At 69.3% G+C, this 15,706-nt stretch carries 16 protein-coding genes and 1 pseudogene; 9 read left to right on the top strand and 8 right to left on the bottom strand.

The window, feature by feature from the left end:
* Positions 1-66 precede the first annotated feature (66 nt).
* From M2271_RS03675 to M2271_RS03660, 4 genes are all read left to right on the top strand, one after another.
* Positions 67-480: a thioredoxin family protein gene (locus tag M2271_RS03675; RefSeq protein WP_280885597.1), complete on the top strand. Its 414-nt coding sequence runs from the start codon at positions 67-69 to the stop codon at positions 478-480.
* Positions 481-778: 298 nt separating this feature from the next.
* Positions 779-1,288: a flavin reductase family protein gene (locus M2271_RS03670; RefSeq protein ID WP_280885596.1), complete on the top strand. Its 510-nt coding sequence runs from the start codon at positions 779-781 to the stop codon at positions 1,286-1,288.
* Positions 1,289-1,513: 225 nt separating this feature from the next.
* Entirely contained in the window at positions 1,514-2,302 is a 789-nt protein-coding gene (locus M2271_RS03665; protein ID WP_280885595.1) for an electron transfer flavoprotein subunit beta/FixA family protein, read from the top strand.
* A gap of 51 nt (positions 2,303-2,353) precedes the next feature.
* Entirely contained in the window at positions 2,354-3,316 is a 963-nt protein-coding gene (locus M2271_RS03660; RefSeq protein ID WP_280885594.1) for an electron transfer flavoprotein subunit alpha/FixB family protein, read from the top strand.
* A 70-nt stretch (positions 3,317-3,386) separates the two neighbouring features.
* Here M2271_RS03660 and M2271_RS03655 read toward each other — a convergent pair whose 3' ends face one another.
* On the bottom strand, positions 3,387-4,280 hold the full coding sequence (locus M2271_RS03655; protein ID WP_280885593.1) for an endonuclease/exonuclease/phosphatase family protein: 894 nt from the start codon (positions 4,278-4,280) through the stop codon (positions 3,387-3,389).
* 189 nt (positions 4,281-4,469) lie between these two features.
* Here M2271_RS03655 and M2271_RS03650 point away from each other — a divergent pair, with 189 nt between their 5' ends.
* Positions 4,470-5,774, top strand: a complete 1,305-nt coding sequence (locus tag M2271_RS03650; RefSeq protein WP_280885592.1) for an aldolase/citrate lyase family protein — start codon at positions 4,470-4,472, stop codon at positions 5,772-5,774.
* A gap of 134 nt (positions 5,775-5,908) precedes the next feature.
* Here M2271_RS03650 and M2271_RS03645 read toward each other — a convergent pair whose 3' ends face one another.
* The 3 genes from M2271_RS03645 to M2271_RS03635 form a co-directional block, all read right to left on the bottom strand.
* Positions 5,909-6,658 (bottom strand): hypothetical protein, encoded by a 750-nt coding sequence (locus tag M2271_RS03645; protein ID WP_280885591.1) that lies wholly within the window; start codon positions 6,656-6,658, stop codon positions 5,909-5,911.
* 7 nt (positions 6,659-6,665) lie between these two features.
* Positions 6,666-7,742: a LacI family DNA-binding transcriptional regulator gene (locus tag M2271_RS03640; RefSeq protein WP_280885713.1), complete on the bottom strand. Its 1,077-nt coding sequence runs from the start codon at positions 7,740-7,742 to the stop codon at positions 6,666-6,668.
* A gap of 65 nt (positions 7,743-7,807) precedes the next feature.
* Positions 7,808-7,942, bottom strand: coding sequence for a hypothetical protein (locus M2271_RS03635; RefSeq protein WP_280885590.1), 135 nt, complete (start codon positions 7,940-7,942; stop codon positions 7,808-7,810).
* A gap of 36 nt (positions 7,943-7,978) precedes the next feature.
* Here M2271_RS03635 and M2271_RS03630 point away from each other — a divergent pair, with 36 nt between their 5' ends.
* Positions 7,979-8,932, top strand: a complete 954-nt coding sequence (locus tag M2271_RS03630) for an ROK family protein (protein WP_280885589.1) — start codon at positions 7,979-7,981, stop codon at positions 8,930-8,932.
* Between the two features lie 125 nt (positions 8,933-9,057).
* Here M2271_RS03630 and M2271_RS03625 read toward each other — a convergent pair whose 3' ends face one another.
* The 4 genes and pseudogenes from M2271_RS03625 to M2271_RS03615 form a co-directional block, all read right to left on the bottom strand.
* A complete protein-coding gene (locus M2271_RS03625) occupies positions 9,058-9,441 on the bottom strand; it encodes a recombinase family protein (protein ID WP_348539141.1) in 384 nt (127 codons plus the stop codon).
* Between the two features lie 25 nt (positions 9,442-9,466).
* A pseudogene (locus M2271_RS42455) lies at positions 9,467-10,369 on the bottom strand (Mu transposase C-terminal domain-containing protein); the annotation flags it as partial.
* A 1,049-nt stretch (positions 10,370-11,418) separates the two neighbouring features.
* On the bottom strand, positions 11,419-12,291 hold the full coding sequence (locus tag M2271_RS03620; RefSeq protein ID WP_280885588.1) for a TIGR03621 family F420-dependent LLM class oxidoreductase: 873 nt from the start codon (positions 12,289-12,291) through the stop codon (positions 11,419-11,421).
* A gap of 32 nt (positions 12,292-12,323) precedes the next feature.
* Positions 12,324-13,481, bottom strand: coding sequence for an MFS transporter (locus M2271_RS03615; protein WP_280885587.1), 1,158 nt, complete (start codon positions 13,479-13,481; stop codon positions 12,324-12,326).
* A 309-nt stretch (positions 13,482-13,790) separates the two neighbouring features.
* On the opposite strand from M2271_RS03615, the gene M2271_RS03610 reads away from it, so the two are divergent.
* From M2271_RS03610 to M2271_RS03600, 3 genes are all read left to right on the top strand, one after another.
* A complete protein-coding gene (locus tag M2271_RS03610) occupies positions 13,791-14,474 on the top strand; it encodes a transketolase (protein WP_280885586.1) in 684 nt (227 codons plus the stop codon).
* A gap of 21 nt (positions 14,475-14,495) precedes the next feature.
* Positions 14,496-15,404: a transketolase gene (locus M2271_RS03605; protein WP_280885585.1), complete on the top strand. Its 909-nt coding sequence runs from the start codon at positions 14,496-14,498 to the stop codon at positions 15,402-15,404.
* Positions 15,405-15,503: 99 nt separating this feature from the next.
* Complete coding sequence (locus tag M2271_RS03600; protein ID WP_280885584.1) at positions 15,504-15,629, top strand: hypothetical protein; 126 nt, start codon at positions 15,504-15,506, stop codon at positions 15,627-15,629.
* Positions 15,630-15,706: the final 77 nt, after the last annotated feature.

Raw genomic sequence — 15,706 nt, 5'->3', positions numbered from 1 at the left:
ATGGCGCAAGGGAAGGAGTTCGGGGAAGCGGGAATCTTTGCGGTCTCGTAAACGCTGGTCGGGAGGATGACCGGACTTGTGGTGTGCGTGGCGGTGCTCGCGGCGGCGAGCGTCTACGGAGTGCTGCATCGGCGGCGGAGCGGGAGGGTACGGGTGCGCGGGCGCGACGACGGAAAGCGGCTCGGTGCGGCCGAACTGGGCGGGCCGCTCGGTGAACGGGCCACGCTCGTCCAGTTCTCCAGTGCCTTCTGCGCCCCCTGTCGGGCGACCCGCCGGGTCCTCGGCGAGGTGGCCGGGATCGTCCCCGGCGTGACCCACGTCGAGATCGACGCCGAGGACCACCTCGGCCTCGTCCGCGAGCTGGACATCATCAAGACCCCGACGGTGCTGGTCCTGGACGCCGGCGGCCATATCGTCCGGCGTGCCACGGGGCAGCCGCGCAAGGCCGACGTGATCGCCGCGCTGGGGGAGACGGTGTGACGTCCCGGACGCGGCCGGGAGGCGGTGTGCAGATCCTGACGGGTCCGGGAAGTGCCGTACCGCTCCTGACGGGTCCGGGAAGTGCCGTACCGCTCCCGACGCGGTCGGTGAGTCAGCTCCCATATGCCGGGACGTACTTGACTGTGCGGACCATCTATCGCCAGCCTGACCGTATGCCTTCGGAACTCCTTCTCTTCGGGCGGGTCCACGTCGATCTGGTCCGCACCGCGAGCGCGTGCTGTCCGAGCTGTTGAGCAGCCACGGACGCCCACGCCCCTCCTCGCAGAAGGACACCTCCATGACGGCCACGCCCGGCCTCGGCACCCCTCGGCTCGCCTCGCACGACCTCCTGCGTTCCGTCTTCCGGCGGCACGCGGCGGGAGTCGCCGTGATCACCGCGCGCGGCGAGACCGGCCCGGTCGGCTTCACCGCCACCTCCCTCTCCTCGGTCTCCGCCGAACCCCCGATGCTCTCCTTCGGTATCGGCACCGGGGCCTCCAGCTGGCCCGCGGTCTCCGAGGCCGAACATGTCGGCGTGCACATACTCGGCGAGCACCAACAGGACCTGGCCGCCACCTTCGCGCGGAGCGGCGCCGACCGCTTCGGAGCGGCGACCGCCTGGCGCGACGGCCCCGAGGGAGTGCCCGTCCTGGACGACGTCCCGGCGTGGCTGGTGTGCCGGGTGTCCGCGCGGGTGCCGGCCGGCGACCACCGCATCGTGCTGGCCGAGGTCGTCCTCGGTGACCCGGCCGGCCCCGGCCGCCCGCTCCTCTATCACCAGGGGCAGTTCAACGGGCTGCGCGACTGAACGGCACGCTCGTCCCCTTCCCTGCTGCGCAGGCGTCGAGTTCCGATTACGCTGCGTTGCGAAGGTCACAGTTCAAAGCGCTTGCTCAGCGGGAACGAACTGGGTGTACTGACGAGTAATATTCAGGTCGGAGCGGGGGTCGCCCCGACCGGGATCGGCCGCTTGGGGCGCCTATGCTGCCTGCAAGAGGCAGTCGAAAAATGACGATGTGGTAGGAGAGCCGGCGTGAGCTTGAGGATCGTTGTCACTGTGAAGTACGTGCCCGACGCCACTGGCGACCGGCACTTCGCCGATGACCTGACCGTCGACCGGGACGACGTGGACGGTCTGCTCTCCGAACTGGACGAGTACGCGGTCGAGCAGGCGCTGCAGATCTCCGAGAACTCCGACGACGACGCCGAGGTCACCGTCCTGACCGTCGGCCCCGAGGACGCCAAGGACGCCCTGCGCAAGGCGCTGTCCATGGGCGCCGACAAGGCCATCCACGTCGAGGACGACGACCTGCACGGCACCGACGCCATCGGCACCTCGCTGGTGCTGGCGAAGGCGATCGAGAAGGCCGGCTACGACCTGGTGATCTCCGGCATGGCGTCCACCGACGGCACCATGGGTGTCGTACCGGCGCTGCTGGCCGAGCGCCTGGGCGTGCCGCAGGTGACGCTGCTGTCCGAGGTCTCGGTCGAGGGCGGCACGATCAAGGGCCGTCGGGACGGTGACGCCGCGTCCGAGCAGCTGGAGGCCTCGCTGCCGGCCGTCGTGTCCGTCACCGACCAGTCGGGCGAGGCGCGTTACCCGTCCTTCAAGGGCATCATGGCGGCCAAGAAGAAGCCGGTGGAGGCCTGGGACCTGTCCGACCTGGACCTGGAGGCCGAGGAGGTCGGCCTGGGGGGCTCCTACACGGTCGTCGACTCCGTGACCGAGCGTCCGGCGCGCACGGCCGGCACGATCGTCAAGGACGAGGGCGAGGGCGGCAAGCAGCTCGCCGAGTTCCTCGCGGGCCAGAAGTTCATCTGAGCTCGACTCCGCTGACCGCCCCTCAACTTTCGCAAGCAGGAGAGCATTCCCATGGCTGAAGTTCTCGTTTACGTCGACCACGTGGACGGTACCGTCCGCAAGCCCACCCTCGAGCTGCTGACCCTCGCCCGCCGTGTCGGCGAGCCGGTCGCGGTGGCGCTGGGCGCCGGTGCCGCCGACACGGCCGCCACCCTCGCGGAGCACGGTGCCACCCGCGTTCTCACCCACGAGGCCGCCGAGTACACCGACTACCTGGTCGTCCCGAAGGTGGACGCCCTGCAGGCGGCCGTCGCCGCCGTCTCTCCAGTCGCCGTGCTGGTCCCGTCCTCCGCCGAGGCCAAGGAGATCGCCGCCCGTCTGGCGCTGCGCCTCGGCTCCGGCATCATCACCGACGCCGTCGACCTGGAGGCCGGCGACGAGGGGCCGGTGGCCACCCAGTCGGTGTTCGCCGCCTCCTTCACCACCAAGTCCCGGGTCGCCAAGGGGACCCCGGTCATCACGGTCAAGCCGAACTCGGCCGCCGTGGAGGCCGCCCCCGCCGCCGGTGCGGTCGAGGCGCTGGAGGTGTCCTTCTCCGCGCAGGCGACCGGTACCAAGGTCACCGGCCGCACGCCGAGGGAGTCGACCGGCCGTCCGGAGCTGACCGAGGCCGCGATCGTGGTCTCCGGTGGCCGTGGTGTCAACGGCGCGGAGAACTTCGCGATCATCGAGGCTCTCGCCGACTCCCTCGGCGCGGCCGTCGGTGCCTCGCGTGCCGCGGTGGACGCCGGCTGGTACCCGCACACCAACCAGGTCGGCCAGACCGGCAAGTCGGTCTCGCCGCAGCTGTACATCGCCAACGGCATCTCCGGTGCCATCCAGCACCGTGCCGGTATGCAGACCTCGAAGACGATCGTGGCCGTCAACAAGGACGCCGAGGCCCCGATCTTCGACCTGGTCGACTACGGCGTCGTCGGCGACCTGTTCGACGTCGTCCCGCAGCTGACCGATGAGGTCAAGGCCCGCAAGGGCTGATCCCGACTCGGATCCGATCCGGGCGTACGAGGCCCCCGTGACCGCTTCTGGCCGGTACGGGGGCCTCGGCTCATGCCAGGGTCAGCGAGGCCTGCACCGGCAGGTGGTCGCTCGGGAACTGGCCGTCGCGTTCGAAGGTGTTGATCGACGCCCGATGCGCAGTGACACCCGGCGTGGTGAGGATCCAGTCGATGCGGTCGCCGTCCGGCGTCAGCGGTCTGTAGCCGTGGAAGGTCCCGTACAGCTTGCCGCGCTCCGCCGCCGTGTCCCAGGTGTCGACGAGTCCGGCGCCCAGGAGGGTGTCGTAGGCCTCGTTCCGGTGGGCCGCCGCGTTGAAGTCGCCCGTCACGACGAACGGCAGGGACCGGTCGAGCCCCGCGATCCGAGCGCCGACGAGGGATGCGGCGCGCACACGTGCGTACTGGCTCAGATGGTCGAAGTGGGTGTTGAGGACGTAGAGCTCCCGCCCGCCGTCGCGCAGATCGCGGAAGCGGGCCCAGGTGGCTATGCGGGGAAGCGAGGCGCCCCAGGTGTTCGAGCCGATCACCCTGGGCGTGTCGGAGAGCCAGAACGTGTCGTGCTCGGCCGGCGCGAGGCGCCGGGTGTCGTAGAAGATCGCCGTGGACTCGTCGTGGCTGCCGCCCTCGCGGCCGGTGCCGATCCAGTCGTAGTGCGGTCCGAGGTCGGTGTGGATGTCGCGCAGCTGCTGGTAGAGGCCTTCCTGGGTGCCGATGACGTCGGGTGCCTCGCGGTGTAACAGCGCGCGCATCACCGGACGCCGGACCGCCCAGCTGTTGGGCTCGGTGGTGCTCGCGAAGCGCAGATTGAACGTCATGACGTCCAGGCGGCGGTTTCTGGCTTTGGCGGCAGAGGCCGGAACCGCGCCGAACAACGGAATGCTGAGCGCGGCGGCCATCACGGTTCTCAGGCCCATGCGACGGGTCATGCGGGTCGTGCTCCCCATGTGATTCCCTCCGAAGGGTCAGGATGAAGGTACGGACCGAAGTGCGAAAGGGGGCGTAGAGGTTCTCGGCAGCGGAAGTGAACGCGGTGAGTCGGTCCGTGGGCAGGGTGTTGACCAGCAGGAAGCTTTCCAGATAGCTTCGTCATACGGATTGTTGATTCCGGAGAGTGGAAAACGGGAGGGTGTGGGATGGGCCAGGGCCAGCAGGAGCGGGTGGCCAGGAGCCTCGCGGGCGCCGTCAGTGAGGAGATCGGGGCCTCCCTCGCGCCGGTCGACGCCGAGTTGGAGCGCCGCTACCCCGGGGACGCCGGCACCCGCCAGCCCGTGCACACGGTCTACGTCCCCGGCGACGTCTTCGCCGCCGACACCATCCGATCCTGGGGCGACCAGGCCCTCGCCGCCCTCGACGAACACGCTCCGGACGCCGCCTCCTTCGCCGCCGTCCTCGGTCTGTCCAACGAACTCGCCGAGCCCGTCCACGCGCGCGTGCGGGCCACGTTGCAGCGCGAGCCGATCGAGGACCTGCGCGTCGACTTCGAGGACGGCTACGGCCGACGCCCGGACGCCGAGGAGGACGAGACGGCGGCCCGCGCGGCGCGGCTGATCGCCCAGGCCTACGAGAACGGCACGGCGGCCCCGTACATGGGCATCCGCATGAAGTGCATGGAGGCGCCCGTCCGCGACCGCGGTATCCGCACCCTGGACATCTTCCTCACCGGTCTGATGGAGGCCGGCGGCCTGCCCGACGGGCTGGTGCTGACGCTGCCGAAGGTGTCGTACCCCGAACAGGTGACCGCCATGGTGCGGCTTCTGGAGGCGTTCGAAAAGGCGCGGGGTCTCGAACCCGGCCGGATCGGCTTCGAGATCCAGATCGAGACCAGCCAGTCCATCCTCGCCACCGACGGCACCGCCACCGTCGCCCGCATGATCCAGGCCGCCGAGGGCCGTGCCACCGGCCTGCACTACGGCACCTTCGACTACAGCGCCTGCCTCGGTGTGTCCGCCGCCCACCAGGCGAGCGACCACCCGGCCGCCGACCATGCCAAGGCGGTCATGCAGGTCGCGGCGGCCGGCACCGGCGTCCGCGTCTCAGACGGCTCCACCAACGTCCTGCCCGTCGGCCCCACCGCCAAGGTCCACGACGCCTGGCGCCTGCACTACGACCTCACCCGCCGCGCCCTGGCCCGCGCCTACTACCAGGGCTGGGACATGCACCCCGGCCACCTGCCCACCCGATACGCGGCCGTCTTCGCCTTCTACCGCGAAGGCTTCGAACAGGCCGCCGCCCGTCTTTCCCGCTACGCCCACCGCACCGGCGGCGACGTGTTGGACGAGCCCGCCACCGCCAAGGCCCTCAGCGGTTATCTGCTGCGCGGTCTGGACTGCGGCGCCCTCGACATCGCCGAGGTGGCCCGCCTGAGCGGTCTGACCCGCGCCGACATCGAAAGCTTCACGGCGCCGAGGCACGCCGACCTGACGGTCTCCGCGACATAGCCGCACGACGGCGCATGACGCGCCGGCGTATGCAGGCGGCAGGCGGGGTGGACGGACGAGCTGCAGCTTCCGCCACGGCGGCGGACCTGCCGCCGCCGGACCGCGCCCGACGGCAGGGAGCCGGAGCGCTTCCGTCAGTCCCCGGCCCCCGGGTACCGCTCCAGCCCTGAAGCCGTCACCCGCTTCTCGTCCTTGAACAGCCGGGTGCCCCGCTCGCACAGCCGTCGGTCGGCCCGCGCCCGGGCACAGAACTCCTCGGGGGTGACCCCGAAGAGCTGCCTCAACCGGACCGAGCCGCCGAGGAGTTCGGTGAGCAGCGGGCGCTGGCCCGGGTGGCTGCGGGGTGCGCCGGTGCCGTCATGCAGGACGCCGTGGCGGTTGACGTACACGTACGCGCCCGGGAGGACCACGCCCGGCGCCGGCTCGATGCGCACCTCGGGTGCGGGCAGCCAGGCGCGGCGGTAGTTGCCGTTCGGCAGCGGTACGCCTTCGCTCGCGTCGATCACCGCGAGCTGCTCGTCGTCGAGCCAGGTGACGAACAGCTCCCGCACGGTTCCCGGTGCGTGGAAGGGCGACGCCGACACGTACCCGAGGCGGCTGACGTGCGCGGAGACACCCACGTCGAGGCCGGTGACCCGGGCCTTGACCAGCGGAACCGGCGAGGTGATCCCGGACTCGGCCATCTTGTGCCGCAGTTGGGCCGGGGAGGCGTTGGAGCCCACGGCCAGGACAGGAGTGCGGTCCGCGTGTACGAGGACGTCGAGGGGCAGCAGCCGGTCACCGTCGAGAAGACCGGACTCCCGCGGCCACACGCCCGGATAGAGCAGCGGATGATCGCGCGGTGCCTCGGCCAGGCCGAGCGCTTTCAGAGTGAGGTGCTCCATGGGCCGCTCAGTCCGTCGGCGGCAGCTCGCCCGAGCCGCGGGTGATCAGTCGGGTCGGCAGCTCGATCCGCTCCGGCAAGAGCAGCGTGCCGTCCAACTGGCGGAAGAGGCGCTCGGCAGCCGTACGGCCGAGGACCGCCGCGTCCTGGGCGACGACGGTCACCCCCGGTCGCAGCAGATCGGCCAGCTCGATGTCGTCGAAGCCGACGAGGGCGACGGGGCGCGGCTGCTCGGCCAGGACCCGGATCACGGTGACCGTCACCCGGTTGTTGCCCGCGAAGATCGCGGTCACCCGGGAGGGGCCCACGAGCATCTCCTCGGCCGCCCGGCGCACCCGCTCGGGACTGGTGACGCCCAGCGACATCCAGGCGTCCTCCATCACTATGCCCGCGTCCTCCATGGCGGCCCGGTAACCGCGCAGGCGCTCGGCGGCGGTGTGGATACGCGGCATGTCGCCGATGAAGCCGATCCGCCGGTGCCCGTGGGCGATCAGGTGCGCCACACCGTCACGCGCGCCGCCGAAGTTGTCCGAGACCACCACGTCGGCGTCGATGTGCCCGGCAGGGCGGTCCACGAACACCGTCGCCACGCCCGCTTTCAGCTCGGGCTCCAGATACCGGTGGTCGTCCCCGGCCGGGATCACCACCAGCCCGTCGACCCGGCGTGCGCACAGCGCGAGAACCAACTCCTGCTCGCGTTCCGGGTCCTCCGCGCTGGAGCCGTTGATGAGCAGTGCGCCGTGGGCCCGGGCCACCTCCTCGACCGCGCGGCTGAGCGGGCCGTAGAACGGGTCGGCGAGGTCTTCCAGGACCAGCCCGATGCTGGCGGTGCGGCCCTTGCGCAGTACCCGCGCGCTGTCGTTGCGGCGGAAGCCGAGGGCGTCGATGGCCTCCTGGACGCGCCGCTCGGTCTCCGGCGTGACGCCGGGTTCACTGTTGACCACACGCGAGACCGTTTTCAGTCCGACGCCGGCCCGGGCGGCGACGTCCTTCATGGTCGGACGGTTGCCGTAGCGGTTTTTGGCGAGGTGCTCGGCGCGGCGGTGGGTCTCGGGCACGGTGCGGTGTCCTGTCCTGTCGTCCAGGGGGATGCGGCGGTCCCTGATGTGTATGAGGATGTGGCGTTGAGCATAGAGCCTGGACAACGTTGTCAGATGCGGGAGACACTGGGCACCGCAATCTCCGGCCGGTCGCCCACCGCGAGAACGGCCCGCGCGTTCTCACGGTTGTCCGAAGCGCTTCGCGGTTGTTCGAAGCTCTTCACGGTCTGTCCGAAGCTCTTCATGGTTGTTCCGATGTCTGACGGGGAGATCCGACACTGATGCACACCGACCTCGTGGCCGCGCTCGACATCGGCGGCACCAAGATCGCCGGGGCGCTGGTCGACGGCCACGGCCGGATCCAGGCCCGTGCGCAGTGCCTCACGCCCGCCCGGGAGGACGGCGAGACCATCATGCGGGCCGTCGAGCAGGTGCTCGCCGAGCTGACCGCCTCGCCGCTGTGGGGACGGGCCACGGCCCTCGGCATCGGCAGCGCGGGCCCGGTGGACGCCACCACGGGCACGGTGAGCCCGGTGAACGTGCCCGGCTGGCGTGACTTTCCGCTGGTCGCGAGGGTGCGGGCGGCCGTCGGCGGGCTGCCCGTCGAGTTGATCGGCGACGGGGTGGCGATCACGGCCGCCGAGCACTGGCAGGGCGCCGCCCGCGGTCATGACAACGCGTTGTGCATGGTGGTGTCTACGGGTGTCGGCGGCGGTCTGGTCCTCAACGGCCGGCTGCACCCCGGTCCGACCGGCAACGCGGGTCACATCGGCCACATCAGCGTGGACCTGGACGGTGACCTGTGCCCGTGCGGTGCGCGCGGCTGCGTGGAGCGCATCGCGAGCGGCCCGAACATCGCTCGACGGGCGATCGAGAACGGCTGGCAGGCCGGCCCCGACGGTGACGGCTCCGCCGCCGCGGTGGCCGCCGCCGCACGGTCCGGCGACCCGGTCGCCATCGCCTCCTTCAAGCGGGCCGCCCAGGCGCTGGCCGCCGGTATCGCGGCCACCGCGACCCTGGTCGAGATCGACATCGCCGTGATCGGCGGCGGGGTCGGCAAGGCCGGCGACGTGCTGTTCGCCCCCCTGCGCAAGGCCCTCGGCGACTACGCGACCCTGTCCTTCGTGCAGCGTCTGGCCGTGGAGCCGGCGCAGATGGGAACGGACGCGGGCCTGGTCGGGGCGGCAGCGGCGGCCCTGGCCCGCCGGGCGGACCCGGCCGCGGCCCGGGTCTGACGGCTCAGGGCCGGAACGTTCTCCCGAAGGCACCGAAGCACTGAAGGCACTGAAGGCACCGAAGACCGCGGTCGGGGTCCAGCCAAGGTGAGCCCAAAAGCCACAACGTCTCGGTCCGGGACTGATCAGCGCGGGGTGGTGCTGGCTTCGAGCTGCTTGGGGACGCGGGAGGTGGGGAGTTCGCGCAGGTCGGGGATGTGGTTGTAGAGGTTTCCGGCGGAGACGCCCAGCAGTTTGGCGATGGACTCGATGCTGTTCTCGGGGTTGGGCAGCATGTCGCGGGCGGCGCGAATAAGTTCGGGTGTGATGACGGTGGGGCGTCCGCCGGTGCGGCCGCGGGCGCGGGCGGCGGCCAGGCCCTCGTTGGTGCCGGCGACGATGAGTTCGCGGATGAACTCCGCCAGGGCAGCGAAGACGTGGAAGATCAGGCGCCCGCCGGGGGTGGTGGTGTCGAGGTTCTCGTGGAGCGAGGTGAAGCCGACTCCTTGCTCGCGCAGGTCGGCGACCATCGTCACGAGGTGTGAGGTAGCGGTCCTGGTGGAAGACGCGGATCTCCGCGAGATCGCGGGGGTCGTAGCGGATGGTCACGTCCTCGCCCACGTAGACGGCCAGGACCGGGTCGAGGTAGCGCAGGGACTGGAAGTGGATGCCGTCGGGGCGGATCTTGCGGGGCTTGGCCACGGTGAGCAGGAGCAGGTCGAGCTGTTCGAGGGAGTCGGGCATGTGGGGCAGGAAGGCGCCGGCCTCCCAGCGGTCCTGCGGCGGGTGTCCGGTCTCGCCGTGCTCGCGCTGGTTGTAGGTGCCGACGAAGAAGGCCCCCAGGGTGTGGTCGAGTTCGGCGAGGCTGAGCCGGGCCTGCCCGGCTCGGTCCTTGGCGCCCCGGGGCGCGTATCCCGGCAGGTCGGACAGGTACAGGGTGTTGACCGTGTCCATGATGCGCTCGATCTTGCCCCGGCCACGGGGCTGGCCGGGCAGGGAGAAGACGAGGCGGATCTTCAGCTCCGCGGCGGCCTGCTCCATGTGCGCGGAAGTGAAGTCACTGCCGTGGTCGGTGTAGAAGACAGCGGGGATGCCGCAGACGTGCCAGGCCGGGTCCGGCTTGCGCCAGATCGCCTGACGCAGCGCGAGCGCGGTGTTCAGCGCGGACGGGGCACCGAGGTTGACCGCGTACCCGGCGATCGCGCGAGAGTAGTCGTCCTCGACGACGGTCAACCAGGGCCGGACGGGCCTGCCACTGGGGGCGATCACCCACAGGTCGAGCCGGGTGTGGTCAGCCTGCCAGATCGCGTTGGAGCCCTCGGCCTCGCGGCGGTGAATCAAGTCGTACAACTCCCGGTACGGCTTGGACCGTTTTGTGTCGGCAGAGCCTGTGTCCCGCGCAGGTCGTGTCGCTCTACACCGCGCGCCTCCGGGTCGTGTCGCATTGCGGTGCTCCATCGTGTCCCTTTTCCTGCTGGGGCAACGTGACTGAAATCATGCTCGTATGGGGTTGGTGCGTCGGCTGGAACGATAGGCGAACGTAGGACACCGAGCACAGGGATCCTTCCGTGGAGCGGTCGGTGGGAGGACCAAAGCTCCGGAGAGTCGCCGGCTCCCCTAACCGGCGTTCCCCGGATATAAGGTCGGCCGCGTCCTGTCGGAACGGGTTTTCCGTGGCCTGGGGGTCGACCACAGTGTCGAGAAGTCCGGGCGGATCGATGCGTCGGGGAGGCGACTACGGCCGGGCCCGGTGCTGTGGCCTGCGCCGACAGGTGTCGCAGCTGGTCTGTATCCAGGTGTGCTGTTCCTCGCCGCACAACCGGATGCGACCGGGGGCTCCGCAGGATCTGCAGCTGTACTCTGATGCCGTTTCGGCCGTGTCCGTCAGGGCTGTGGCACGGTCGGTGAACTCGCCGTCGAATTCATCATGGAAGCGATCCATGACGGTGATGAGTAGGCCGCCGAAGGGGGTGCTGAAGCGTTCGATGCGCTAGCCGGGGTCGAGCGTAAACAGGTCGTCACACAGATATTCTTCGCGCTCACCCTGTCTCACGAGACATGGTGCTTGAACTTGCTGAGGAGGTCACCGAACCTCCAGGCCCTGTCACTCGAAGCGATCGGCACTGGCTGGTGAGTTACGCGGAGCCGACAGGCCGCGATGGGCACTGGTCGCAGGGGGTCCTGATCGAGGTGCTGTGCTGGGCGCCATGAAAATGGGTGCGGCCGAGGGCTCCGCAGGATTCGCAGATCTTATCCGCTTCGAGTTCAGCGGCTTCGGCTGCGGCGGTGTTTGAGGCGGCGTGATCGAAAGAGGGGTGAGATGCCGCTGAACGCGGACAGAAATCTTTGGCCCGATCCCGGAGAAGACTTGGTTGGCGTTGCGGATGACTTCCTTGATTGATCCAAGCCTCCGGTCCCGGTTCGTGCGCTCAACTGCATCCGAACGTGCCCACAGTGAGCCGACCGGTTCCCAGACAGAACGCAGTACTCGTTTCCCTCCGCTCAGGTCAGCTGAGCAGCGCTATTACCCTAGCGAAGGTGTCGAGCGCCGACTCTTGCACGGTGACGTAGTTGAAGCCGAACCGCTCCTGGCGAGCGATCAGCTGCTCGGCGATCTGTTCCGGGCTTCCGATCAGCACGGCGGGTAGTTCGCCGACCTGCTCCGGGCTTAGCGTGCCCTGCAGAAACCGGGAGTAGTCTTCCAGTGCGGCCGGACGATCACTCGTCACTTGAGTGCGCAGGACAATGACGTTTCGGCGCACCGCGTCCCGGCCCGCTGTGCGCAGTTCAGCATCGACCAGCGCCACCCGTTCGTCCATCTGTTGCTCGGTAAGGAACTGCATGCCCCGGCCCTGCGGGTCGAACCTGGTACCAGCGAACGACACGATGTCGGCGCACCGGGCAGCCAGTCGCAGCACCCGGTCGCCGTTTCCGCCGATCATCAGGGGAGGCCGGCCGGGTGCGGCGACGCCGCCCAGCGGGACGCTCCAGGCGCGGGTCACCTCGTCCAGGGTCGCCACGAGTCGATCGACGCGCTTGCCTGGCGCCTCGAACGGAATCCCGGCCTGGTCGAACTCGCGCTTCTTCCATCCCGCGCCTAGTCCGACCTCCAGCCGACCTCCGGTGAGTTGGGCGGTAGTGACGACATCCCTGGCGAACAGCGCCGGGCTGTAGAACGAGGTATTGCTCACGAACGTGCCGACCTGGACGCTGCTGGTCGCCTCAGCAGCCAGAACGCACGCCAGGAATGGCGATGGCATGTCGATGTGGTCGGGCACGGTGATTACGTGGTAGCCGAGGTCCTCGGCCCGTCGAGATTTTTCCATCCAGGAGGCCCTGTCTTCGAGCTTCCACAGACTCACGCCGAACCGCAATTTCATCGCATAGGTCCTGTCCTTGAGTATCGCGAGACTCAGACGGCGGTGGCCCGGTAGCGTTCGGCCCGGCGGACCGCCGGGCCGATCAACACCGCCCCGGCGAGGAGCGCCGCCGCAGCGATTGCCCAGCCGTAGGGCGCGAGGTCGGTCGCGAACCAGGCCACCGTTGCCGGGCCGAGTGTTGCCTGCACGACCATCCGGAGGTGGAACGCGCCCAGATATTCACCGCGGGCGGTCTCGGGCGCCAGCCCGTAGCCGATGCCGAACGCGCCGGCGGACTGCCACAGCTCGCCAGCAGTGATCAGCAGGATGGCGAGCACTGCGATGCCGATGGTGGCCCAGGAACCGATCAGACCACCGATGACCATGACGAGGCAGGCCGCCGCGCTCACAAACCCAGATCGGCGGGCGGCTCCGACAGCGCCGTCCAGGTCGTCCGAGCCCCGGGCGGCGCGGACCTGCAGCAGGACCACCAGCACGGTGTTCAGGATGAATACCAGCGGAATCACGCTTCGTGGAACGCCGTCGACGCTGAGAATCCACAGCGGCACCCCCACCACCAGCACGGTGCCATTGAGGGCGAGCAGGGTCGACACCCCGATCACGCCGAGGAACGGTATGTCCCGCAGCGCCCGGAACCGTGACGCTCGTTCCGGTGGCGGCCCGGGGCGGGTGATCGGCAGCCTGAGTACCACCAGTGCCGCCAGCAGGAATGACAGTGCGTTGCCCAGCGGCAGGGCCTGCATCGCTGCACCGCCGATGCCGATCACCCCCGCGGCGAGCAGCGCGCCGGCGGAGAAGCCGACGTTGAACACCGAACGGAGTGCGGCCCGGGCGGTGACCCGGTCGGTCTCCGGTACCAGATCCATGACCAAGGTGTGGAACAGCGGCCCGCTGCCCCATTCGAGGGCACCGACCAGGGCCACCACCACGAAGAACGTGGGCGTCGAGTCGACCATCGGGTACAAGCAGTAGACACCGGCGAGAGCCAACATGCTGATCAGCAGCATTCGCCGGGTACCGAACCTGTCGGCGGCCCGCCCCATCAGGACACTAGAGACGAAGCCCGTGAACCCGGCCAGGGACAGCCCGATCCCGACCTGAGCGGTCGGCAGCCCAGCGACCACGACGAAGTAGACGGTCGCGCTGGCCAGGAAAAGTCCATTGCCGACGCTGTCGAGCAGGTGCAGCACCGCCAGGGGGGCCGTCGGGCCGCGCAGCGAGGCGTAGTTACGGCGGACGAAGGAGGCGATCACACGGTCAGCCCCCGAAGTATCTTCCCCTGCCAGATCAGGTTCTCGAACGCCCGCAGAGTCTCCTCAAGCGACACTCGCTCGTCGCACATCCTCCGATGCCTCATGGCCGCCCACCCTAGACCACCGATCGATGGCTCGGGAGCGTCCCGGAGGACGCTCGTAACGCTCCGCGCGCGACGGCTTGGCGAAGATCGCCGATCGTGTATCTTCGCGCCTCTAACCGGAGTTGGGGAAGTGGGTGGCGCGATGACCGGGCTGGGCTACGACGACCTGTACCGCTTGATGGCCTCGATGACCGGGGATGAGAAGCATGCCGAGGCGGCGTCGTCCACCCTGGACGTGCTCTGGGTGCTCTACGACAGGGTGCTGCGGGTCGGGCCTGAACTGGCGGCCGACCGGGACCGGTTCTACCTGTCGAAGGGGCACGGTCCGATGGCGTACTACACGGTGCTGGCTGCGAAGGGCTTCCTTGATCCTGCGGAGTTTGACCGGTTCGGCACTTATCACTCGCCGCTTGGCCACCACCCGGACCGGTTGCTCGTGCCGGGGGTGGAGATCTCCAGCGGTTCGCTCGGCCACGGACTGCCATTGGCGGTCGGCACCGCGCTCGGCCTGCGGGCCCGCGGGCTGACCTCGACCCGGCTGTGGGTATTGCTCGGCGACGGCGAACTCGACGAGGGCTCCAACCACGAGGCGATCGCCTACGCCGGCCGGAGCCGTCTCGATCAGCTCAATGTCATCGTGATCGACAACGACAACGCGACCCAGGGCTGGCCTGGCGGCCTGGAGACTCGGTTCGCCGCGGAGGGCTGGGCGACGGCGCGGGTCAACGGGCGCAACCACACCGAACTCGAGGCCGCGTTCACAGCCCCGCATCCCGGCCGCCCCGCCGTGGTGGTTGCCAAGGTCGAGCACAGCCCCAGCCACTGACCACACAACCGAGGAGGAGCCATGGCCGGGCAGATGCGGGAGCGGTTCGTCGAGGTCACGACTGAGCTGCTCGCCAAACATGAGAACCTCGCGCTGGTAACAGCCGACCTGAGCGCGAAGATGTTCGGCCGGGCCGCCGGCGAGTATCCGGATCGGGTGATCAACCTGGGCATCCGCGAACAGCTGCTGATCAGTGTGTCCGGCGGGCTGGCCCTGGCCGGGCTGCGGCCCATCGCGCACAGCTTCGCGCCGTTCCTCGTTGAGCGGCCATTCGAGCAGATCAAACTTGACCTGAACCACCAGGACGTGGGCGCGGTGCTGGTCAGCGCTGGCGGATCCTACGACATCGCCAGTGGTGGCCGGACCCATCAGTCTCCCGGAGACGTGGCACTGCTGGCCACCCTGCCCGATTGGACGATCCACGTGCCGGGTCATCCCGACGAGGCGGAAGTCCAGCTCCGCCGGGCGGCGGTGGCCGACGGGCTGGTCTACATCCGATTGTCCAACCAGGTCAACGGGAGTGCCTACGAGTTGGACGGAAACGGGTTCCGAGTGCTGCGCGAGGGCGGTCGGGGCACCGTGATCGCTGTCGGGCCGATGGCCGACGCCGTGCTGGCGGCGGTCGGACCGCTGGACGTTACCGTGCTATATGCGGCGACCATCCGGCCATTCGACGCGTCAGCCCTGCGGGCCGCAGTGGCCAACCAGGCGGAGGCCAACGTCGTGCTCGTCGAGCCCTACCTCGCGGGCACTTCGACCGCCGAGGTCGCCCGGGCCCTACCCGACCGGGCACATCGGACTCTGTCTCTCGGCGTGGGACTGAGCGAACTGCGACACTACGGCACTCCACGACAGCACGCGATCGCACATGGTCTTGGTGCGGCTGGATTGCGGCGGACCATAGCTGAATTCCTCGGCTACTTAGGGTAGTTGGCCTGCTTTCGCCCTATCGAGCAGATCCAGATCGACATAATGTGATCTTCGTTCGTCGTGATTGCGCCGGACTGTCTCAAACCAGAAGGAGTCGGAATGTCTTTTGACGACAAGCTCCGGGCCACCGAGGCTGAGCTACTCATCGCGGAGGCCAGCGCCGAGATCGAGGAGCTCTCGGACCACTCCCGCCCGATGGTGATCGAGAACATCAACGAGGCTTAAGTAGTACGGGCCTTCGGTGAGCCGATTCTGGGGGCGCTCCGGCGCTCCCGGAGTTGGTCCGGATTCGACCAAGAGGG

Source organism: Streptomyces sp. LBL (genome assembly GCF_029893585.1).
Classification (GTDB): Bacteria; Actinomycetota; Actinomycetes; order Streptomycetales; family Streptomycetaceae; genus Streptomyces.
The sequence above is the reverse complement of the archived record's forward strand: the minus strand, read 5'-3'. Positions and strand labels throughout refer to the sequence as shown.

Bases quoted from the DNA above. Each gene is read 5' to 3' on its own strand.
- M2271_RS03675 (WP_280885597.1), top strand. From the start codon at position 67: ATGACCGGACTTGTGGTGTGCGTGGCGGTGCTCGCGGCGGCGAGCGTC.
- M2271_RS03670 (WP_280885596.1), top strand. From the start codon at position 779: ATGACGGCCACGCCCGGCCTCGGCACCCCTCGGCTCGCCTCGCACGAC.
- M2271_RS03660 (WP_280885594.1), top strand. From the start codon at position 2,354: ATGGCTGAAGTTCTCGTTTACGTCGACCACGTGGACGGTACCGTCCGC.
- M2271_RS03655 (WP_280885593.1), bottom strand. From the start codon at position 4,280: ATGGGGAGCACGACCCGCATGACCCGTCGCATGGGCCTGAGAACCGTG.
- M2271_RS03650 (WP_280885592.1), top strand. From the start codon at position 4,470: ATGGGCCAGGGCCAGCAGGAGCGGGTGGCCAGGAGCCTCGCGGGCGCC.
- M2271_RS03645 (WP_280885591.1), bottom strand. From the start codon at position 6,658: ATGGAGCACCTCACTCTGAAAGCGCTCGGCCTGGCCGAGGCACCGCGC.
- M2271_RS03635 (WP_280885590.1), bottom strand. From the start codon at position 7,942: ATGAAGAGCTTCGGACAGACCGTGAAGAGCTTCGAACAACCGCGAAGC.
- M2271_RS03630 (WP_280885589.1), top strand. From the start codon at position 7,979: ATGCACACCGACCTCGTGGCCGCGCTCGACATCGGCGGCACCAAGATC.
- M2271_RS03625 (WP_348539141.1), bottom strand. From the start codon at position 9,441: ATGGTCGCCGACCTGCGCGAGCAAGGAGTCGGCTTCACCTCGCTCCAC.
- M2271_RS03620 (WP_280885588.1), bottom strand. From the start codon at position 12,291: ATGAAATTGCGGTTCGGCGTGAGTCTGTGGAAGCTCGAAGACAGGGCC.
- M2271_RS03610 (WP_280885586.1), top strand. From the start codon at position 13,791: ATGACCGGGCTGGGCTACGACGACCTGTACCGCTTGATGGCCTCGATG.
- M2271_RS03605 (WP_280885585.1), top strand. From the start codon at position 14,496: ATGGCCGGGCAGATGCGGGAGCGGTTCGTCGAGGTCACGACTGAGCTG.
- M2271_RS03600 (WP_280885584.1), top strand. From the start codon at position 15,504: ATGTCTTTTGACGACAAGCTCCGGGCCACCGAGGCTGAGCTACTCATC.